The 19855-nt window shown below is 68.1% G+C and carries 17 protein-coding genes and 1 tRNA gene; 8 read left to right on the top strand and 10 right to left on the bottom strand.

Annotated elements, in window-relative coordinates; genetic code table 11:
• Positions 1-26 precede the first annotated feature (26 nt).
• On the top strand, positions 27-1439 hold the full coding sequence (gene mgtE / locus PGN12_03470) for a magnesium transporter (GenBank protein MEH3102943.1): 1413 nt from the start codon (positions 27-29) through the stop codon (positions 1437-1439).
• Between the two features lie 117 nt (positions 1440-1556).
• Here mgtE and PGN12_03465 read toward each other — a convergent pair whose 3' ends face one another.
• Positions 1557-3083: a peptide chain release factor 3 gene (locus PGN12_03465; GenBank protein ID MEH3102942.1), complete on the bottom strand. Its 1527-nt coding sequence runs from the start codon at positions 3081-3083 to the stop codon at positions 1557-1559.
• Between the two features lie 283 nt (positions 3084-3366).
• On the bottom strand, positions 3367-4191 hold the full coding sequence (locus PGN12_03460) for a cold-shock protein (protein MEH3102941.1): 825 nt from the start codon (positions 4189-4191) through the stop codon (positions 3367-3369).
• A gap of 270 nt (positions 4192-4461) precedes the next feature.
• On the opposite strand from PGN12_03460, the gene PGN12_03455 reads away from it, so the two are divergent.
• The 5 genes from PGN12_03455 (at position 4462) to rpoN (ending at position 8807) form a co-directional block, all read left to right on the top strand.
• Entirely contained in the window at positions 4462-5082 is a 621-nt protein-coding gene (locus tag PGN12_03455) for a ribonuclease D (GenBank protein MEH3102940.1), read from the top strand.
• Complete coding sequence (gene lptC, locus PGN12_03450; GenBank protein MEH3102939.1) at positions 5075-5707, top strand: LPS export ABC transporter periplasmic protein LptC; 633 nt, start codon at positions 5075-5077, stop codon at positions 5705-5707. Before PGN12_03455 ends, lptC begins: the two co-directional genes overlap by 8 nt.
• 12 nt (positions 5708-5719) lie before the next feature.
• Entirely contained in the window at positions 5720-6256 is a 537-nt protein-coding gene (locus PGN12_03445) for an LptA/OstA family protein (GenBank protein ID MEH3102938.1), read from the top strand.
• 108 nt (positions 6257-6364) lie between these two features.
• The gene (gene lptB, locus PGN12_03440; protein ID MEH3102937.1) at positions 6365-7159 is read left to right on the top strand and encodes an LPS export ABC transporter ATP-binding protein; all 795 of its coding nucleotides are present in this window, start codon (positions 6365-6367) and stop codon (positions 7157-7159) included.
• A gap of 178 nt (positions 7160-7337) precedes the next feature.
• The gene (rpoN, locus tag PGN12_03435) at positions 7338-8807 is read left to right on the top strand and encodes an RNA polymerase factor sigma-54 (protein MEH3102936.1); all 1470 of its coding nucleotides are present in this window, start codon (positions 7338-7340) and stop codon (positions 8805-8807) included.
• A 25-nt stretch (positions 8808-8832) separates the two neighbouring features.
• Here rpoN and PGN12_03430 read toward each other — a convergent pair whose 3' ends face one another.
• The 6 genes from PGN12_03430 to PGN12_03405 all read right to left on the bottom strand — a co-directional run bounded on the left by PGN12_03430 (position 8833) and on the right by PGN12_03405 (position 14340).
• The gene (locus tag PGN12_03430) at positions 8833-10272 is read right to left on the bottom strand and encodes an MATE family efflux transporter (protein MEH3102935.1); all 1440 of its coding nucleotides are present in this window, start codon (positions 10270-10272) and stop codon (positions 8833-8835) included.
• A gap of 58 nt (positions 10273-10330) precedes the next feature.
• Positions 10331-10696 (bottom strand): hypothetical protein, encoded by a 366-nt coding sequence (locus PGN12_03425; GenBank protein MEH3102934.1) that lies wholly within the window; start codon positions 10694-10696, stop codon positions 10331-10333.
• A gap of 54 nt (positions 10697-10750) precedes the next feature.
• Entirely contained in the window at positions 10751-11491 is a 741-nt protein-coding gene (locus PGN12_03420; GenBank protein MEH3102933.1) for a gamma-glutamyl-gamma-aminobutyrate hydrolase family protein, read from the bottom strand.
• On the bottom strand, positions 11484-12416 hold the full coding sequence (locus tag PGN12_03415) for a serine acetyltransferase (protein ID MEH3102932.1): 933 nt from the start codon (positions 12414-12416) through the stop codon (positions 11484-11486). Before PGN12_03415 ends, PGN12_03420 begins: the two co-directional genes overlap by 8 nt.
• An 86-nt stretch (positions 12417-12502) precedes the next feature.
• Positions 12503-14212 (bottom strand): glycoside hydrolase family 43 protein, encoded by a 1710-nt coding sequence (locus tag PGN12_03410; protein ID MEH3102931.1) that lies wholly within the window; start codon positions 14210-14212, stop codon positions 12503-12505.
• A gap of 54 nt (positions 14213-14266) precedes the next feature.
• Positions 14267-14340: transfer RNA gene (locus PGN12_03405), tRNA-Gln, on the bottom strand.
• 144 nt (positions 14341-14484) lie between these two features.
• Here PGN12_03405 and PGN12_03400 point away from each other — a divergent pair.
• Positions 14485-15522: a Ppx/GppA phosphatase family protein gene (locus PGN12_03400; protein ID MEH3102930.1), complete on the top strand. Its 1038-nt coding sequence runs from the start codon at positions 14485-14487 to the stop codon at positions 15520-15522.
• Positions 15519-16196: an RlmE family RNA methyltransferase gene (locus PGN12_03395; protein MEH3102929.1), complete on the top strand. Its 678-nt coding sequence runs from the start codon at positions 15519-15521 to the stop codon at positions 16194-16196. Before PGN12_03400 ends, PGN12_03395 begins: the two co-directional genes overlap by 4 nt.
• 230 nt (positions 16197-16426) lie before the next feature.
• Here the strand turns inward: PGN12_03395 and PGN12_03390 are convergent, their stop codons facing one another.
• On the bottom strand, positions 16427-18220 hold the full coding sequence (locus tag PGN12_03390; protein MEH3102928.1) for a DUF885 domain-containing protein: 1794 nt from the start codon (positions 18218-18220) through the stop codon (positions 16427-16429).
• Positions 18220-19839, bottom strand: a complete 1620-nt coding sequence (locus PGN12_03385; protein ID MEH3102927.1) for a peptidase S10 — start codon at positions 19837-19839, stop codon at positions 18220-18222. The genes PGN12_03390 and PGN12_03385 overlap by 1 nt, the downstream gene beginning before the upstream one ends.
• Positions 19840-19855: the final 16 nt, after the last annotated feature.

Here is a 19855-nt window from a genome sequence, read left to right as displayed (position 1 = left end):
TCGACGCGCAATCAGGGAGCCGGCAGATGAGCGAGACCGAGCTGCGCGACGCTTATGAGGAGCAGGACGACCGCGAGGAGCGTCTCGACGAGGACGACCGGCTGAAGCCCGATTTCGTCCGCGCGGTGCTCGATGCGGTCGAGGCCGGCGACGTCGCCGAGGCGCATGCGCTGGTCGAACCGCTCCACCCCGCCGATATCGCCGACCTGTTCGAGCTGACCCCCGAGGATTGTCGCCGCGATCTCGCCGCCGCGGTCAGCGACCTGCTCGACGCCGACGTGTTCGCGGAAATGAACGATTACGTCCGCGAAGTGCTGATCGACGCGCTCGACGCGCGGCAAGTCGCGGACATCGCGAGCGAACTCGACACCGACGACGCGGTCGCGATCATCGAGGACCTGGAGCCGGAGGACCAGCGCGAGGTTCTGCGCGCGATGGAGCCCGACGACCGTGCCGCGATCGAGGAGGCTTTGTCCTACCCCGAGGAGTCCGCCGGTCGTCTCATGCAGCGCGATCTGGTCGCGGTGCCCGAGCATTGGACGGTCGGCGACGTGCTCGATTATCTGCGCGCCGATGAGACGCTGACCACGGATTTCTGGGAAATCTTCGTCGTCGATCCCACGCACGAACCGGTCGGGACCTGTTCGCTGAGCTGGATCCTGCGCACCCCGCGCAGCATCGCGATCGCCGACGTCATGCAACGCGAGCAGACGCTGATCCCGGTCGACATGGACCAGGAAGAGGTCGCGCTGCGCTTCCAGAAATATGCGCTGATCTCCGCCGCGGTCGTCGACGGCTCCGGGCGGCTGGTCGGGATGATCACGGTCGACGACGTCGTCCATATCATCCAGCAGGAAGCCGGCGAGGACGCGCTGCGGCTGTCGGGTGCGGGCGAAGGCGACATCAACGAGCCGATCCGCCTGACGGTGCGGACGCGGCTGACGTGGCTGCTCATCAACCTGCCGACCGCGATGATCGCCGCGACGGTGGTCGGGCTGTTCGACGAGCGGATCGCGCGTTTCGCGGTGCTCGCGCAATTGATGGGGATCGTCAGCGGGATGGGCGGCAATGCGGGGACGCAGACGCTCGCCGTTGTCGTCCGCGCGCTGGCGACGAATCAGCTGACCGGATCGAATACCATGCGGATGATCGTCCGCGAGCTGCGGATCGCGGGAAGCAACGGCCTCGGGCTCGGGCTGCTGGTCGGCGCGGGCTCCTATCTGTGGTTCGGCAATCCGGCGCTGTCGATCGTGTTCGGGCTGGCGTTGTTCCTCAACAACATCGTCGCCGGGCTGGCGGGGGTGCTGGTGCCGGTGACGCTCGACCGGTTCGACGTCGATCCGGCGGTCGCCTCGTCGGTGTTCGTGACGACCTGCACCGATTCGCTGGGGTTCTTCACCTTCCTCGGGCTGGCGGCGCTGTGGGGACTGGGGGGGTAAGCCTCAAGCCGTCATTCCCGCGGCGGCGGGAATCCAGAACCTCTGACGTATCGCCTCTGTCGACAAACCTGCGCATCTGGATCCCCGCCTACGCGGGGATGACGGTCGTGGGCTGTTCTACCGCTCGCGCGTCGCGGCGAACTTCACCTTCGGGTAGCGGTCCTGCACATAGCCGACCTCCCACGCGCTCTTGGCGAGGAACACGGGGTTGCCGTCGCGATCCTTGGCCATCGCCGCGCGGTTGAGATCGGTGAAGTTCTTCAATTCGGCGGGATCGTCCGCCGAAATCCAGCGCGCGGTGTCGAACGGTGCCGGCTCCAGCCCGGCGGCGACCTTATATTCCGCATCGAGCCGGCTGAGCAGCACGTCGAGCTGCAGCTGCCCGACGACGCCGATGATCCAGTTGCTGCCGATCTCGGGATAGAAGACCTGCGTCACTCCCTCCTCGGCCATGTCGTCGAGCGCCTTGCGCAACTGCTTGGTCTTGGTCGGGTCCTTCAGCGCGACGCGGCGCAGGATCTCGGGCGCAAAATTGGGCAGCCCGGTGAACCGCACGTCGGCCTTCTCGCTCAGCGTGTCGCCGACGCGCAGCGTGCCGTGGTTGGGGATGCCGATGATGTCGCCCGGATAGGCCTCGTCCGCCACCTCGCGGTTCTGTGCGAAGAACAGGATCGGCGAATGGACCGCGATCGGCTTGCCGTGCCCGGTCGGAGTCAGCTTCATGCCCCGCTTGAACGTGCCCGAGCACAGCCGCATGAACGCGATCCGGTCGCGATGCTGCGGGTCCATGTTGGCCTGCACCTTGAAGACGAAGCCGGTCACTTCCTTCTCTTCCGGCGCGACCGGCGCCGGCTCGGCGGGCTGCGGACGCGGCGGCGGGGCATAGTCGCTGAGCGCCGCGATCAGGTCGGCGGGGCCGAAATCCTTGAGCGCGGAACCGAAATAGACCGGCGTGAGGTCGCCGTTGCGATACGCCTCGGCATCGAAGGCGGCGTAACCGGCTTGCGCCAGCTCGATCTCTTCCGCGACCTCATCGGGAAGCGACGGCGCATCGTCGGTCTTGCCCTGGAACGTACGGCTGTCACCCTCCGGACGCGCGATCCGGTTGGTCGACAGGTTGAGGATACCCTCGAAGGTGCCGCCCATCCCGACCGGCCACGTCATCGGGCAGACGTCGAGCGCCAGCATGTCGGCGATCTCGTCGAGCAGTTCGAAGGTCGGCCGCCCCTCGCGGTCTACCTTGTTGACGAAGGTGATGATCGGCACCGAGCGCAGCCGGCAGACCTCGAACAACTTGCGCGTCTGCGCCTCGATGCCGCGCGCCGCGTCGATGACCATGATCGCCGAATCGACCGCGGTCAGCGTGCGATAGGTGTCCTCGCTGAAATCCTCGTGCCCCGGCGTGTCGAGCAGGTTGAAGGTGACGCCGCCGCTCTCGAAGGTCATTACGCTGGAGGTGACCGAGATGCCGCGCTGCTGCTCGATCTTCATCCAGTCCGACCGTGCGCGCCGGTTCTGCCCCCGCGCCTTGACCTCGCCCGCGAGGTGGATCGCGCCGCCGAAATACAGCAACTTCTCGGTCAGGGTCGTCTTGCCCGCGTCGGGGTGAGAGATGATCGCGAAGGTGCGGCGGGGAGACGTCATGCGGGTTCCAGCGGTTCGGGCAAGCGCCGCGGTCGCGCGGCGATGTGGAGCGCGCGAATAGCAGGATGGTGGGCGAAGGGACAGAGGCGGGGATGACCGCGTGCCGCCTCCCTTCCCACGTCATCCCGGGCTTAACCCAGAATCCCGCTTCTTCTCGCGGCGCGATGGGAAGCTGCGCCCCGGATCAAGTCCGGGGCGACGAAGAAGGGACCGCTCCAAACGACAACGGCCCGCCCGACAGATGTCGGACGGGCCGCCGTTCGTTCACGACGAACCGGTTTGCTTAGCTGCCCGACTCGAGGTTCACGGCCGCATACTTGCCGCGGCGATCGACCTCGATCTCGAAGCTCAGGCGGTCGCCCTCGTTCAGCGTCGGCATGCCGGCGCGCTCGACGGCCGAGATGTGCACGAACGCATCCGGCTGGCCGTCATCGCGCTGAATGAAGCCGAAGCCCTTCATCGCGTTGAAGAACTTGACGGTGCCCGTCGCCTTCTCACCGGTCAGCTGACGCTGCGGCCCACCGGCGCCGCCGGCGCGCGGACCACGATCGCCACGGTCGCCGAAGCCACCCTCGCGCGGGGGCGCACGATCGGTGACCGGCATCGGCTCGCCGTCGATCTTCAGATCGGTCGCCGAGACGCGGCCACCGCGATCGACGAGCGTGAAGCCGAGCGGCTGGCCTTCGGCCAGGCCCGACAGGCCCGCCTGCTCGACCGCCGAGATGTGCACGAACACGTCCTCGCCACCGTCATCACGGACGATGAAGCCGAAGCCCTTCTGGCCGTTGAAGAACTTGACCACGCCGGTGCCTTCGCCGACGACCTGCGGGGGCATGCCGCCACCGCCGCCGAAGCCGCGACCACCGCCGCCGCCACCGAAACCGCCGCCACCGCCGCCGCGGAAGCCACCACCGCCGCCGCCGCCGAAGCCGCCGCCACCACCGAAGCCGCGACCGCCGCCAAAGCCGCCGCCACGATCTTCAAAGCCGCCGCCGAAGCCACCGCCACCGAAACCGCCGCCGCCGAAATCGTCACCGCCGCCGAAGCCGTCGCGCTTGTCGCGCCCACGCCCGCCGCGCTGCCCGCGGCCGCCCTTGTCGTAACCCATAACCCTGTTCGTCTTCCCGGTCCGCCCGATAACTCTCATCAGGGCCACGCGCAGGACGGCGAACGCGGCTCCCCTGGGCACAGGACCTACTGCGCCTCAGGACCCCCTGTAGACCATCTTGCGCCAAGCTGCGAATCGTTTTGCGCATCTTTTCAAGCAATGTCCGTGTCACGCCCCGAATCTGTCGCATTGCTGCCACGTTCCGTCGTAGCGAGTCGTGCCGCACACGAAGCGATTGAGCCCGGCGGGCCGTCTCGTTACAGGCTGGTTATGGCTGTATATCTGCATGAAGAAGACTTGCCCGGCGACGTGTTCGCCCCCGGCGCCGCGATCGCGGTGGATACCGAGACGATGGGGCTCATCACGCCGCGCGATCGTCTGTGTCTGGTGCAATTGTCCGATGGCGGCGGCGACGAGCACCTCGTCCGCTTCTCGCCGGGCAGCGACTATGCCGCGCCGGTGCTGCGGCAGGTGCTCGCCGATCCCGCCCGGCTGAAGCTGTATCATTTCGGGCGCTTCGACATCGCGGCGATCCGCCACTATCTCGGCGTCGTGGCCGCACCGGTCTATTGCACCAAGACCGCGTCGCGGCTGGTGCGGACCTACACCGACCGGCACGGATTGAAGGAGCTGGTGCGCGAATTGCTGGGACAGGACATCTCGAAGCAGCAGCAATCGTCGGACTGGGGCGGCCCGGTGCTGAGCGAGGCACAGCGCGATTATGCCGCATCGGACGTGCGCTACCTGCACCGGCTGAAGGAAGAGCTCGACCGCCGGCTGGCGCGCGAGGGGCGCACCGAGCTGGCGCAGGCGTGCTTCGACTTCTTGCCGGCGCGGGCCGAGCTGGATCTGGCGGGTTGGCCGGAGGTGGACATCTTCGCGCATGTCTGACGTCGCGCTTCGCGTCCGGTCGGAACGGCAACGCTGGGCGCAACCCGGCGGACGGCATGATCGCGTCATCGCGATCGCCAACCGCGCGCTGCCGGTGTCGATCGGCGTGTTGTTCGCGTTTCTCGTGATGGCGCCGCTGACGATGGGCGGCGACGCGTCGTTCGTGCTCGACAAGAACCGCGTCGACGTCGCCAAGGAACGCATGAAGCTGCGCGAGGCGCGCTATCGCGGCACCGATACCAAGGGGCAGCCGTTCGAACTCGACGCCGCCTCCGCGGTGCAGAAAAGCTCCGCCGAACCGATCGTGCGCATCGCGGGAATGGCGGCGGCGATCCGGCTGTCGGACGGTCCTGCGACGCTCACCGCGCCGACCGGTCGCTATGACATGGACAGCGAGCAGGTGAACGTCGACGGCCCGATCAAGGTGCGCGGCCCCAACAACTACACGCTCGACACCGACAATGCGGTCGTCGACCTCAAGTCGCGGCGCCTGCGCTCCACCGGCGCGGCCACCGGCACCGTGCGCCAGGGCACGTTCCGCGGCGATACGATGCGCGCCGATCTGGAGGCGCGCACCGTCACGCTCGACGGCAATGCCCGCTTGCGGTTTGTCCCGAGAAAATAGAGAAGCCTTCGCATGTTGCGCCTTGCCGCCGCCCCCGCCCTGCTGACGATGCTCGCCGTGCCCGCGGCGGCGCAGACGCGGCACGACACCGCCGCCCCGATCGACTTCGGCGCGGACCATATCGAGTTGCAGGATCGCGCCAACCGCGCGGTGCTGTCGGGCAACGTCAAGGTGCGGCAATCCGAGATGACGCTCTCGGCGCAGCGGATGACCGTCGCCTACACCGGTCAGGTGATCGACGGCAGCCCGCAAGTTTCGCGGCTCGACGCCAGCGGCGGGGTGACGGTGGTTCGTCCGGACCAGACCGCGCGCAGCCAGTTCGGTGTCTACGACCTCAACCGCCGCGTCATCACGATGCTGGGCGGGGTGAAGCTGACGCAGGGCGGCAACACCGTCAACGGCGGGCGGTTGACGATCAACCTCGACACCGGTCGCGCGGTGATCGACGGCTCGTCGGTCGCCGGTGGGGCGGCGGCGGGCACGGGTGCCGTCACGCAGTCGCCGGGCGGCCGCGTCACCGGCACCTTCTCGGTCCCCAAGCGCAACTGAGCGCAGCGCGGCACGTCGGGGGTTTCGGTTCGCGCCGGCTTCCTGCATGAATCCTGCCAGTCGCGGCGTTGACGAAGCGGTAACCCTGTTCTGAGAGAGCGACAGACGATGGACGGCACCACGACGACGCTGAACCGCGAAGGGCTCGACCGGGTGGAGCCGATCCACGAGGCCGAGCTCGGCCGCGGGCTGCAGGTCGTTTCGATCGCGAAGAGCTATGACAAGCGCGTCGTGCTGACCGACGTATCGGTGACGGTCGGACGCGGCGAGGTGATCGGGCTGCTGGGGCCGAACGGCGCGGGCAAGACGACCTGTTTCTATTCGGTGATGGGGCTGGTGAAGCCCGATTCGGGCCGCATCATGCTCGATGGCGACGATATCACCGGCCTGCCCATGTACCGCCGCGCGATCCTCGGGCTCGGCTATCTGCCGCAGGAAACGTCGATCTTCCGTGGGCTGACGATCGAGAAGAATATTTCGACCGTCCTCGAACTCTCGGAGCCGGATGCCGCGGCGCGCGCCGACAAGCTGGAACAACTGCTCGGCGAGTTCGGGCTGACCCGGCTGCGCGACGCACCGGCGATGGCCCTGTCGGGCGGGGAGCGGCGGCGTGCCGAGATCGCGCGTGCACTGGCGGCCGATCCGTCGATCATGCTGCTCGATGAGCCGTTCGCGGGCATCGACCCGATCTCGATCGCCGACATCCGCAATCTGGTCTGCCAGTTGAAGGATCGCGGCATCGGGGTGCTGATCACCGACCATAATGTGCGCGAGACGCTCGACATCGTCGATCGCGCCTACATCATCTACGACGGCAAGGTGCTGTTCACCGGCAGCCCGGAGGAACTGGTGCGCGACGAGAATGTCCGCCGGCTCTATCTGGGCGAGGATTTCGCGCTGTAGGCATGGTGTTGGGCGCCTTCGCCTTTCCTTGCCCGTCACCCCTGCGCAGGCAGGGGTCCATGTCTGCCGATTGCTGTTGGGCGGACTGACACATGCGCCGTCCGCCCTGTGTCGATCTTGTTCGTGAATTCGACAGTCATAGGCCCCTGCCTTCGCAGGGGCGACGGGTCGTAGGCACATGAGCCTCGCTCCGCGCCTCGACCTTCGTCAGTCGCAGTCTCTGGTGATGACGCCGCAGCTCCAGCAGGCGATCAAGCTGCTGGCGTTGAGCAATCTCGAGATCGAGGGCGTGATCGCCGAGGAACTCGAACGCAACCCGTTGCTGGAGGCGACGCCGGGCGGCGACGATGCGCCCGAAGCGGTGCCGGTGGACGCCCCGACGCGCGACGAGCCGGCGGGCGCCGACGAACTCGTCGTTTCGGGCGAGGCGGCCGGCGAGACGCTCGACGTCGACATCGCCGCCGAACGCTTTGATGACTCACCGTCCGACCATGCCGGATTGTCGTCGAGCGCGGCGCCGGCGAGCGGCTCGGGCGAGGCACCCGACCTCGATACCTTCGCCGACACCAGTGAGAGTCTCGCCGACATTTTGCTCGCGCAGGCCGGGGCGGCGTTCGACGAGGCGGAGCTGTTCATCGCGCGCGCGCTGATCGACCAGATCGACGAGGCGGGATACCTGCGTGTCGATATTGCCGAGCTCGCGCAACGGCTGGGCGTGTCGGTTGCGCGGGTCGAACGCGTCCTGACCGTCATCCAGCGCTTCGAGCCCACGGGGGTCGGCGCGCGCGACCTTGCCGAATGTCTCGCGATCCAGGCGCGCGAGGTCGACCGCTACGATCCGTGCATGGCGCGGCTGCTCGATCATCTCGACCTGCTCGCACGCGGCGATCTGACGCGACTCAAGCGACTGTGTCAGGTCGACGATGAGGATATGGCGGACATGATCCGCGAGCTGCGCGGCTACGATCCCAAGCCGGGCTGCCGCTATGGCGGCGAACCGCCCGCGCCGGTCATTCCCGATCTGTCGGTGACGCGCACCAAGGCCGGCTGGGCGATCGAGCTGAACGCCGCGACGCTGCCGCGCGTGCTGGTCAACAAGGGCTATTACAGCGAGCTGGCGAGCGGCAGGCAGGACAAGGCCGGCAAGGCGTGGCTCGCCGACAAGCTGGCCAGCGCCAATTGGCTGGTCAAGGCGCTCGACCAGCGGCAGCGCACGATCGTGCGCGTCGCGACCGAAATCGTGAAGCAGCAGGAGGCGTTCTTCCTGCGCGGCGTCGCGCATCTGCGCCCGCTGACGCTGCGCCAGATCGCCGAGGCGATCGACCTGCATGAATCGACCGTCAGCCGCGTCACCAGCAACAAATATCTGAGCTGCGCGCGCGGCGTGTTCGAGCTGAAATATTTCTTCACCTCGGCGATCGCCGCCGCCGATGGCGGCGATGCGGTGTCGGCGGAGGCGGTGAAGAGCGCGATCCGCGCACTGATCGCGGGCGAAGGCGACACGATCCTGTCCGACGACACATTGGTCGAGCAGCTCAACGCCAAGGGCTTCGACATCGCGCGCCGCACCGTCGCCAAATATCGCGAGGCGATGGGGATCGGCAGTTCGGTGCAGCGCCGCCGCGCGCGCGCGCTGCAACGCGCCTGAGGGTCAGCCGACCGGCCGCCGTACGTCAGCCGACCGGCATCGTCTTCGCGACCGGCTCGCACTCGGCCATCGCCTGTTCCTCGCCTTCGTGCGGCGCGGCGGGCAGCTTGCCACGCCGCCAGCCGCCGTGGCGGTAGAAAGCGATCATCATCAGCATCGAGCCGATCGACCCGGCCGGGAAGCTCCACCAGATCGCATCCGCGCCCCATGACGGCTCCAGCCCGGCGGCCATGCCGAGCCGCAGCGGGAACATCGCCAGCGCCAAAATCACCAGCGGCCCGACCACCGCACCGTTCGCGCGCACCGTCGCCGACAGCACCATCGACACGCCGAACAGCACGAAGCTCCACGCCGCGATCAGGTTGATCCGCACCGCGATGTCGACCGCACCGCTGTCCTGCCCGAGGAACAGCCACAACACATGCCGGTCGAGCAGCGTCAGCACCACGACCAACCCGCCGGTCAGCGCCAGGTTGGTGACGATCCCGACGCGCGTGATCCGATCGACGCGCGACCATGCCCCCGCGCCGATATTCTGCGCCGCCATCGCGCTGACCGCCGCGCCGACCGCCATCGCGGGCATCTGGATATAGGTCCACAGCTGGTTGGCCGCGCCGTACGCCGCGGTGGTCGCGGTGCCGTGGCGGTTGACCAGCCCGATCATCGCCAGCGCCGAGGTGGAGACGACCAGCATCTGCAACCCCATCGGCACGCCCTTGGCGACGATCGTCCGCAGCAGCGCCGCGTCGGGCACGACGTAGCGCCACTCCGCGCCGCGCATCCGGATCGGCAGGTCGCGGCGGTAGATGTAGACGAGCAGCGCAATCAGCGAGACGGTGTTGGCGATCAGCGTCGCCATCGCTGATCCCTCGATCCCCAGCGCGGGGATCGGTCCTAGCCCACGGATCAGCAACGGATTGAGCGCGACGTCGATCGCCGATCCCAGCGCCATGAACTTTAGCGGCGTGATCGAATCACCGGTGCCGCGCAGCGCCATCGTCAGCAGCACGGCGACGAAGCCCGGCACCATCGCGACGAAGATCACGCGCAGATAGGCGAGCGCGAGCGGATAGACCTCGGCCGGCGTCGCCAGCACGCGCAGGATCGCGGGCGCGGCAAGCAACCCGACGACGACGGTGACGATCGACAACAAGGTAAACAGCCCGACCGACGTGCCGAGCACGCGCCGCACCGCGTCGAGGTCGCGGCGGCCCATGTTCTGGCCGATCATGATCGTCGCGGCCATGCCGAAGCCGAACACCGCCGCGATCAGCAGGAACATGATGATATTGGCGTTGGTGGTGGCCGCCAGCGCGCGCTCGCCCAGGAATTGTCCGATCCAGATCGCGTTGATCGAGCCGTTGAGCGATTGCAGGATGCTGGAGCCGAGCGTCGGCAGCGCGAACACCAGCAACGTCCGCCCGATCGGACCGGTCGTCAAATCCTGTTGCGGTCCGCGCGCCATCTTCTGTCCCCTCGGGTGCCGCCTTAGCGTGCGGGCCGCGCTGACGACAGGGGCAGGATCAGCGTCGCTCGCGATCGGCGTCGCGATCGCGCAAGTCGGCACCGGCGTTTTCGAGCGCCGCGCCCGCGCGATCGCGCGTCTGATCGCCGTGGCGACGGACTTCGTCCTCCAACCGGTCGGACGCTTCGGAGATGCGATCCGCCGCACGGTCGATCTGGTCGGCGGCAAGGCCGTCGACGCGGTTAGTGACGTGGTCGGCCAGACGATCGGTCAGCGAATCGACGCTCTGCACGACATTGTCGGAGGCGCGTTCGATATCGGAGGCGATCGCATTGCCGGTGCGCTCGGCATGGTCCTCGGCGCGCTCCGAGCAGGCGGCAAGCGCCAGCGCGGCGAGCGGAACGAGCAGGGCGAGCGGCTTCATCGTCTTTCTCCGTAGCTTGGCGGGTTCAATCGCCGAAGCCGCGGCTTTGTTGCGTCACGCCCCGCGCAGCGCGCGGCCGATCTGTGCGAAGAAGGCGTGGCTGCTCGCGCTGCGCTCGACATCCCATTCCGGATGCCATTGCACCGCCAGCACGTCGGCGCCGTTGGGGCGCGCGGCGATCGCCTCGATCACGCCGTCGTCGCTCGACCATGCCTCGACCGTCAGCCCGTCGCCGAGCCGCTCGATCGCCTGTTCGTGGACCGAATGGACCGACAGCCGCTGCTCGCCGGTCAGCGCGGCCAGCGCGCCGTCGGCGGCGAGGTCCACCTCGTGACGGTGATCGAAAAGCGTCGCGTAATCCGCGTGATCCCAGCCGCCACGCAAATGCCGCCCGCAACAGCGCTCGGTCGAGAGCGTGCCGCCGAACAGCACATTGATTTCCTGCATGCCCCGGCAGATGCCGAACACCGGCTTGCCCGCCGAGATCATCGCATCGGCCATCGTCAACGCCACGTCGTCGCGCTCGCGGTCGAGCACGCCGCCCTCCGCGTCGCTGGCCGCGCCATAGCGCGTCGGCGCGACGTTCGAGCGCGATCCCGTCAGCAGGATGCCGTCGAGATAGTCGGTCAGCGACGCGACATCGCACAGGTCGGCGATCGCCGGGACCAGCACGACGCACGCCTCCGATACGCGCGCGAGCGGCGCGACGAAGCGGCTCGCCACCACCTGCACCGGGCGCTGCACCGTCTCGTTGCAGCACAGCACCCCGATCACCGGCTTGCGCGGCTCAGCCATCGTGCGCGCGCCAGTCGTTCGCATCGTCATGCGCCTGCGCTTCTGGCTGCACCACCACCCGACCGGCGGGCACGTCTTCCAGCAACCAGACGTTGCCGCCGATCATCGCGCCCGCTCCGATCGTCACACGCCCCAGGATCGTCGTTCCGGCGTAGATCACCACATCGTCCTCCACGATCGGATGCCGTGCATAGCGCGTGCGCGGCCGATCGGGATCATCGCCGCGCGGGGTTCGTGCGCCCAGCGTGACGTGCTGGTACAGCCGGACGCGCGCGCCGATGATCGCGGTTTCGCCGATGACGACGCCGGTGCCGTGATCGATGAAGAACGATGGCCCGATCGTCGCGCCGGGGTGGATGTCGATCCCGGTTCGCTCGTTGGCGAGTTCGGAGATCAGCCGCGCGACGATCGGCGCCCCGAGTTCGTAGAGCAGGTGCGCCAGCCGGTGATGCAGGCTGGCGATCGCGCCGGGATAGCAGACGAGGATCTCGTCGGCGCTGCGCGCGGCGGGATCGCCGAGGAAGGCCGCCTCGACGTCGCTGTCGATCAGTCGGCGGATCTCGCCCAGCCCTGCCAGGAAAAGCCGCACGATCGTCGCCGGCTGGTCGCGATCGAAGGTGCCGCTGCTCGCCTCCGCCTGCCAGTAACCCAGCTCCGCGGCGACCTCGCGCTCCAGCTCGGTCGCGGCGGCGAGCAGCTTGGCGGCGACGAACCCGTCTTCCTCGGCGGGCGCACCGCGGAACTGGCCGAGCCGGCGCGGATAGAGCGCGGCGGACAGCAACTCGATCACCCGTTCCAGCGCGCCGCGCGACGGGAAGCTGGTGGTGTCGCGCCCGTCGTCATGCCGCGTGCGCCACGCCCCGCGTGCATCGCGCAACTCGGCCACCGCCTCCGCCACCGGGACTGAACTGCGTTGATCGGTCATGCGCGCTCCTTATCGAGCGTGCATCATATCCGATCATTTTTCTGGGTGTTGAAAGAAGCAGCGCGGGTGACCCCAAGCTGGACTGCTCAGGGTTCGTCGAAGGGGCCGATCACCGTGCCGACGAACCCGCCCGCGCGTGCGGTGCTGAGGAAGCGCACGTCGACGCCGTCGCGCAACGTTCGGCGCTGTCCGCCAACCGCATAGTCGAACCCCATCGTCCCGCCATCGGCGCGCAGCGTCAGCGTCACGGGTTTCGCGGCGTCGATCGGGGCGCTGGCGACCAGCGTGTCGGTGTCCGCGTCGGCGCGAGTCCAGATCGCGACCATCGGTTTGCCCTGCATGCGCGTCACACCGAACAACAGCAGCGAGCGGTCGTTCTGCACCGCCGCCAGCCCGGCGCGCGCACCGTCCGTGCCCGGGCGATAGCGCATCGTCACCGCGACGGTCGCGACATGATGCTGCTGCCGCCGCCCGACGAACGACGGCACGCCGTTCAGGTCGCCGAAGCGTGCGCCGGGTTGTAGCTCCAGCGCGCCGCCAGCGACGCGATGGAAGGGCTGCCGCGGCGTACGGATGCCGATCCACTGCATCGCCAGACGGGTGCCGGGGAAATCGTCGGTATAGCCGAAGTCGCCACTGGTCGGCAGCGCCGGTTTCAACTCGGCAGCCAGCTTCGGGCGCGGCGCGATAAAGGGGATCGGCACGCCGCGGTCGAGAATGTGCGGCCAGCCGTCCTTCCATGTCACGGGCAGCAGGAACGTCTCGCGCCCGATATTGTAGAGCCCGTCCTCATAGGGACGCGTGGCGAGGAAGGTCGCCCACCAGTCGCCGGTCTGGGTCTGGACGAACTTCGCATGGCCCGCCGAGGTGACCGGGTGCGCGCGGCCGGGCGGCAGATCGCGCTGCGTCAGGATCGGGTTGCCGGCGTAAGGCACGAACGGTCCGCGCAGGCTGCGCGACCGCAGCACGACCTGCGAATGGTTGTCGCTCGTGCCGCCCTCGGCGGCGCTGAGATAATACCAGCCTTGCTTACGGAGCAGATGCGGCCCCTCGATCCACACCGGCTTCTTCGACAGATCGACCCCGCCGTTGACGAGCATCGTGCTCTCGCCGACCATCTTGCCGGCACGCCAGTCATATTCCTGCACCCAGATCGCACGGTGCCCGTCGTAGCGCGGCGGTTCGGCGGGGGCGCGATTGTTGACGATGTAAGCGCGGTCGCCCTCCCAATAGATTGACGGATCGATCCCCTCGAACGGCAGCCAGATCGGCTGCGACCACGGTCCCGCCGGGTTCTTCGCGGTGATGACGAAATTGCCGCCGCATTCGACGCAGGTGTTGGCGATGTAGAACGTGCCGTCGTGAAAGGAGATGTCGGGCGCGAACACCGCCTGCGACACGCGCCGCCCGGTAAAATCGAGCTGTTCCGGCCGGTCGATCGCATTGCCGATCTGCGTCCAGTTCACCAGATCCTTCGACCGGAACACCGGCAGTCCGGGGAAGTGCGCGAACGACGAATTGACGAGGTAATAATCGTCACCGACTCGCGTCACCGACGGATCGGGATAATAGCCGGCGAGAATCGGGTTCCGGTACGCGCCCGGCGGGGCGGTCACGCGCTCCTGCGCCTTGCCGTCGTAGCGGAAGCGCTCGAAGCGGGCGACCTGCGCGGTCGCCGCAGCGCCCCATGCCGCAAGGCCGATCGCGACGCCGCCAGGCAGCGCGCCATTTCGAAGCCTGAGTTTCACGATCCTCTCCCGAATTATTCGGGGCAGCGTAGCCGGTAGCGCTATCATCGCAAGCGCGATCAGCAGCTTGAGCGATCAGGATCAACGCTTTGAGGGAAAAGCTGGATGCCCGACAAGGACTCGAACCTTGATTGACGGAGTCAGAGTCCGCTCTCTTACCATTAGAGGATCGGGCACCAGCGGGGGGGCATCTAAGAGCGCCGACGCGTCGTGTCAACGCCTGCCTTGCCCGACGTGGCGCGACTGTGTAGCCTTGAGATCAAGCACCGGGGGATCGCAGGGGCGGTCCCGGTCCGGAAGATATAAGAAAGTTGACGGCAATGGTGGATTTCCCCGCCCAATTGCCGCGCCGGCAGGCGCCAGCTCCTGCCCGTTCGGCACGACCCCAGCCGCGCCACGCGCGCGGCGCGCCGCGGCATTATGCCGCGCTCGACCTTGGCACCAACAATTGCCGCCTGCTGATCGCGCGGCCGCAGGGTGACGGCTTTGCGGTGGTCGACGCCTTTTCGCGGATCGTCCGGCTCGGCGAGGGACTCGCGCACAGCGGCGCGCTGTCCGATGCCGCGATCGAGCGGACGATCGCCGCGTTGCGCGTCTGCGCCGACAAATTGAAGCGGCGAAACGTCACGCTGGCGCGCTCGGTCGCGACCGAGGCGTGCCGCCGCGCAAGCAACGGCGCATCGTTCATCGCGCGCGTGCTGGAAGAAACCGGCATCCACCTCGACATCATCTCCGCCGAGGAAGAGGCGCGGCTGGCGGTGCTCGGCTGCCACGCCTTGCTCGAACCGGGCAGCGGGCCGGCGCTGGTCTTCGACATCGGCGGCGGCTCGACCGAGTTGGTGCTGGTCGATGCCGACACCACCGTGCCGCGCGTGCGCGACTGGCATAGCGCGCCCTGGGGCGTCGTCTCGCTGACCGAAAGCGCAGGCGGCGGCAACACCGCCGAGGAGCGCGCGCGCGCCTATAAAAGGATGCGCACGCTCGTCGCCGAAAGTTTCGCGCCCTTCGCGGCGCGGCTGCCGCGACCGACAGGCGTGCCGCGGCTGCTCGGCACGTCGGGAACGGTCACCACGCTCGCCAGCGTCCACCTCGGGCTCGAACGCTACGATCGCTCGCAGGTCGACGGGCTGATCGCGCCCGCCGCGGCGATGCGCACGATCAGTCAGGAACTGGCGGGCATGTCGCTCGCCGAACGCGCCAAATTGCCGTGCATCGGGCGCGAGCGCGCCGATCTGGTCGTTGCGGGCTGCGCGATCCTCGAGGGCATTTTGGACCTGTGGCCCGCCGAACGGCTGGGGGTCGCCGACCGCGGGATTCGCGAGGGCATCCTGCGCCGGCTGATGGAGACGGGGGCATGAGGGGGGCAGGAGTCGGGCGGCAGCGGGTCAAGACCGCGAAGCGCCGCACCGCGCAATCGACGCGCTGGCTGGAGCGACAGCTCAACGATCCCTACGTGCGCCGCGCGAAGGCGGAGGGCTATCGCAGCCGTGCGGCGTACAAGCTGATCGAACTCGACGAGCGGTTCGGGTTGCTCAAGGGCGTGAAGCGCGTCGTCGATCTCGGGATCGCGCCGGGCGGCTGGAGCCAGGTGGTGCGGCGCGTCGCGCCGGGCGCGGCGATCGTCGGGATCGACCTGCTGCCGGTCGATCCGATCGACGGCGTGACGATCTTCGAGATGGACTTCATGGACGATGAAGCGCCGGGCAAGCTGATGGAAGCGCTGGGCGGCGCGCCCGATCTGGTGATGTCGGACATGGCGGCGAACACCGTCGGCCATCCGCAGACCGATGCGCTGCGGACGATGGCGCTGGTCGAGACCGCGCTGGCGTTCGCGGTCGACGTGCTGCGGCCGGGCGGCACGTTCGTGTCGAAGGTGTTCGCGGGCGGGGCGGATTCGACGCTGGTCGCGGAGATGAAGCGCAACTTCACGACCGTGAAGCACGCCAAGCCACCGTCGAGCCGCAAGGGCTCGGTCGAGTGGTTCGTGGTGGCGCAGGGGTTCAAGGGTCGGGCTGCGGCGAGCGATCAGTAGGTCAGCCCGCCTTTTATCCGCCCCCCCGGCGGAGGCCGGGGTCCAGTGCCGGGCGCTGCGTGACAATGCGGCCACGTTTCCCAGCTGGGCCCCGGCCTCCGCCGGCGTGACGGGTTATGTGATGGGGTGAACTTGCCCCCTATCGTCATTGCGAGCGTAGCGAAGCAATCCAGGGCCCAGCGCGTGACGCCGTGGATTGCTTCGCTTCGCTCGCAATGACGGGGGCGAGGTTACGCCTTACGCCCCGCGATATACGCGTCTACCTGCTCCTCGAGCACGTCGAGCGGCAGCGCCCCCTGCCCCAGCACCGCTTCGTGGAAGCTGCGAATGTCGAATTTCGCGCCCAGTTCCCGCTCGGCTTTCGCGCGCAGCTCGGCGATCTTCAGCTGGCCGACCATGTAGCTGGTCGCCTGCCCCGGCCAGTTGAAGTAGCGATCGACCTCGCGCGCAATATCGGTGTCGCTGACCGAGCTGTTGGCGCGGAAGTACGCCACCGCCTGCTCGCGCGTCCAGCGCTTGGAATGGACACCGGTGTCGACCACCAGCCGGATCGCGCGCCACACCTGGTTCGAGAGCATCCCGAACTCGGCATAGGGGTCCTTGTACGCCCCCATCTCCTTGGCGAGCCGCTCGCTGTAGAGCCCCCAGCCCTCGACATAGGCGCCATAGCCGCCGAACGCGCGGAACTTCGGCAGCCCCTCCAGCTCCATCGCGCGTGCGATCTGGAAATGGTGCCCCGGCGCGGCCTCGTGCGCGGCGATCGCGTCGAGCTGGATCTTCTGCGTCTGGTTCATGTCGACGAGGTTGACGTAGAAGATGCCCGGTCGCGATCCGTCCGGCGCGGGGCGGTTGTAGAAGGCGGTCGAGGCGGTGCCCTCGCGCCACTTCTCGACCGCGCGCACCTCCAGCTTTGCCTTGGGCAGTCGCTCGAACCATTGCGGCGCGGCCGCCATCATCTGCGCGACGAAGCTGCGCGCGTCTCCTAGATACGCCTCGCGCCCCGCCTCGGTGTTGGGATATTTGAAGCGCGGGTCGGTGCGCACCACTTCGAAGAATTGCTCCAACGTGCCGTTGAACCCGACGCGCGTCTTCACCGCCTCCATCTCCTTGCGGATCGCGGCGACCTGCCGCAGCCCGAGGTCGTGGATCTGGTCGGCAGTCAGGTTGGTGGTCGTCGAGTCGCGCAGCCGGACCGCATAATAGGCCGCGCCCTGCGGCAGCTTCCACGCGCCCCAATTGCCGGTTGACTGCGGCTCGAGCGCGTCGAGCGTCGTGAACATCAGATCGTAGCCGCGCTTCATCGGCCCGGTCATCGCCGCCGCCGCCGCCGTTAGCAGCCGCTGCTTCTCCGTGTCGGACGCCTTGAGCGCGGTCACCTTCTTGCGGAAGTCGGCCATCAACGCCGAGTCGGCACCGGCGGTGAACGGCGCACCGGTCAGCACCTTGCGCGCGTCCGCCCGCACCGGGGCGTAGGTCATCTTCAGCGGCACGATCCCCATCCTGGCCTGCTCGCGCATCAGCGCGGCGGTTTCGCGCATCACCCGCTCCGAATCGCGGATCCGCGCGACATAGGCGTCGGCATCGGCGACGGTATCGACGCGATGGTTGTTGATGAGGAACGCCGGCACCTCGCCCATCGGGCTGCCGTTGGTCGACACAGGGTAGCGCCACTTGCGGAAGCGGAAGCTGTCGCGCGCGCGCTCGACCTGGTCCTCGAACAGCCGGTAGCTGAGCTTGCCGCTCGGTCCGAGCTTCGCAGGCGAGAAGCTGGCGCGCATTTCGCGCAGCTGGCGTTCGGCGAGGTCGCGCTCGCGGATCGCGGCGGCGTCGGTATTGTCGTCGAGCTTGTCGTAATTGGTCTTGAGCCCGAGGCTGGTCTGCGCCTCCGGGCTGAGCGCGACCCGCGCGTCGAAGGCACGGTCGAGGAAGGCGGTGAGCCGTGCATCCTCCGCCGCGGTCGAGGCGGCAGGCGCTTGCGCGGCGATCGCGGCGGGGGCGGCAAGCGCGAGGAATAGCGCGCGCATCAGTTCGGCCCCTGCCCGGTCGCGACGGCGGTCGTCGGCGGGACCGGTGGCGCATCGGAACGCGCCACTGCCAGCGCCCGGTCGTACCACGCCGACAGGTCGCGCTTCATCGCCACCAGCGCGTCGGGATTGAGATAGGTCATGTGCCCTGCCGGATAGTAAGTGAAGGAGAGGTTCCGCTGCTGCGCGGGCTCGAGCATCATGTGCCCGAGGTCGTTCTCGGTGCCGAAGAATGGCGTCGCCATGTCGTACCAGCCGTTCATCGACAGCACCTGCAGATACGGATTGCCGCGCATCGCCGCCGCCAGATCGACCGCGGTATTGGGATTGTTCTGCTGCCCGCCCCCGCGCAGCGGCGAATCGTGCTTCCAGTTCCACGTCCAGCCCTTGGCGTCGCGCGCCGACAGCCGGTACGGCATGTCGGTCTGGTAGCCGAGCGTGTGCGTCGCATAATCGTTGAACGTTGCGATGAACGCGCCCGAGATCGCGTCCGAGGACACGTCGCTTTCCGGGCGCTCGCCCGCCGCGTCGCTGTCGACCCCGACGTAGCGCGAGTCGAAACGGCCGACCGTCTGGCGGGTGCCGCGCAGCAGCTCCTTCTGGAAGCGCGGCAGGTCGACGCGCAAATTGCTGCGGATCAGGAAGTCCGGCGACAGGCCGGTCAGCTCGCTCATCCGCCGCGCGACGCTGTCGCGTTCCTCGGCGCTGATGTTCTGCCCCTTGGCGAGCGCCGACATATACGGACCGACCGCGAAGTCGCGCGCCTGCTGCACCACCGTCGCGACGTCGGCGGGACGGTTGGCGAGCCGGTTGTGATACCAGGCGGTCGCGGCATAGCTGGGCAGATAGTTGAGATAGACCTGATCGAGCCCGGGCTGGCGATAGCCGTAGTTCATGATCGAGCTGAGCAACACCACGCCGTTGAGCGCCATGCCACGATCCTGCAACTGGTAGGCGAGTGCGCCCGAGCGCAGCGTGCCGTAGCTTTCGCCGAAGATGAACTTGGGCGAGTTCCAGCGGCCGAACTTGGTGGAATAGCGCAGGATCGCCTTGGCGAAGGCGTCTGCATCCTCGTCGGTGCCGTAGAAATCGGACGGCTTGGCGTCGCCGAGCGGGCGCGAATAGCCCGCGCCGATCGCATCGAGGAACACCATGTCGGTCTTGTCGAGCAAGGTGTAGGGGTTCGGGCCGAAGTCATAGGGCGCGGGGCGGATGAACTCGGGGCTGCCGGTCTGGAGCCGCACCGGCGCGAACGAGCCCATGTGCAGCCAGAAGGTCGGGCTGCCCGGCCCGCCGTTGTAGAAATAGGTGATCGGGCGCTTCGTGCCCGGTTTGGTGCCGTCGAGCGTATAGGCGGTGTAGAACATCGATGCGGTCGGCTTGCCCTCGATGTCGCGGATCGTCAGCGTGCCGGCGGTGGCGGTATAGCCGAGCCGCTTGCCCGCGACCGTCACCGCGCCCTTCGATCGTTCCTCGCGCTCCGCGACCGGCGCGTTGGCGGTGGCGGCCTCGGCCTCCTCCTTCTGCACCTCGGCATTGCTTTTCGCCGGCCGCTTGTCCTGCGCCAGCGCCGGCATCGTCGCGGCAGCGAGCAGGAGGGCGGCGTATCCGAAGCGCATCAGGTGATCCCCTTAT

It is taken from the genome of Sphingomonas phyllosphaerae, from assembly GCA_036946405.1.
In the GTDB taxonomy this organism is placed as follows: Bacteria; Pseudomonadota; Alphaproteobacteria; order Sphingomonadales; family Sphingomonadaceae; genus Sphingomonas; species Sphingomonas phyllosphaerae_D.
The sequence above is the reverse complement of the archived record's forward strand: the minus strand, read 5'-3'. Positions and strand labels throughout refer to the sequence as shown.

Bases quoted from the DNA above. Each gene is read 5' to 3' on its own strand.
- mgtE (MEH3102943.1), top strand. From the start codon at position 27: ATGAGCGAGACCGAGCTGCGCGACGCTTATGAGGAGCAGGACGACCGC.
- PGN12_03465 (MEH3102942.1), bottom strand. From the start codon at position 3,083: ATGACGTCTCCCCGCCGCACCTTCGCGATCATCTCTCACCCCGACGCG.
- PGN12_03460 (MEH3102941.1), bottom strand. From the start codon at position 4,191: ATGGGTTACGACAAGGGCGGCCGCGGGCAGCGCGGCGGGCGTGGGCGC.
- PGN12_03455 (MEH3102940.1), top strand. From the start codon at position 4,462: ATGGCTGTATATCTGCATGAAGAAGACTTGCCCGGCGACGTGTTCGCC.
- lptC (MEH3102939.1), top strand. From the start codon at position 5,075: ATGTCTGACGTCGCGCTTCGCGTCCGGTCGGAACGGCAACGCTGGGCG.
- PGN12_03445 (MEH3102938.1), top strand. From the start codon at position 5,720: ATGTTGCGCCTTGCCGCCGCCCCCGCCCTGCTGACGATGCTCGCCGTG.
- lptB (MEH3102937.1), top strand. From the start codon at position 6,365: ATGGACGGCACCACGACGACGCTGAACCGCGAAGGGCTCGACCGGGTG.
- rpoN (MEH3102936.1), top strand. From the start codon at position 7,338: ATGAGCCTCGCTCCGCGCCTCGACCTTCGTCAGTCGCAGTCTCTGGTG.
- PGN12_03430 (MEH3102935.1), bottom strand. From the start codon at position 10,272: ATGGCGCGCGGACCGCAACAGGATTTGACGACCGGTCCGATCGGGCGG.
- PGN12_03425 (MEH3102934.1), bottom strand. From the start codon at position 10,696: ATGAAGCCGCTCGCCCTGCTCGTTCCGCTCGCCGCGCTGGCGCTTGCC.
- PGN12_03420 (MEH3102933.1), bottom strand. From the start codon at position 11,491: ATGGCTGAGCCGCGCAAGCCGGTGATCGGGGTGCTGTGCTGCAACGAG.
- PGN12_03415 (MEH3102932.1), bottom strand. From the start codon at position 12,416: ATGACCGATCAACGCAGTTCAGTCCCGGTGGCGGAGGCGGTGGCCGAG.
- PGN12_03410 (MEH3102931.1), bottom strand. From the start codon at position 14,212: ATGATAGCGCTACCGGCTACGCTGCCCCGAATAATTCGGGAGAGGATC.
- PGN12_03400 (MEH3102930.1), top strand. From the start codon at position 14,485: ATGGTGGATTTCCCCGCCCAATTGCCGCGCCGGCAGGCGCCAGCTCCT.
- PGN12_03395 (MEH3102929.1), top strand. From the start codon at position 15,519: ATGAGGGGGGCAGGAGTCGGGCGGCAGCGGGTCAAGACCGCGAAGCGC.
- PGN12_03390 (MEH3102928.1), bottom strand. From the start codon at position 18,220: ATGCGCGCGCTATTCCTCGCGCTTGCCGCCCCCGCCGCGATCGCCGCG.
- PGN12_03385 (MEH3102927.1), bottom strand. From the start codon at position 19,839: ATGCGCTTCGGATACGCCGCCCTCCTGCTCGCTGCCGCGACGATGCCG.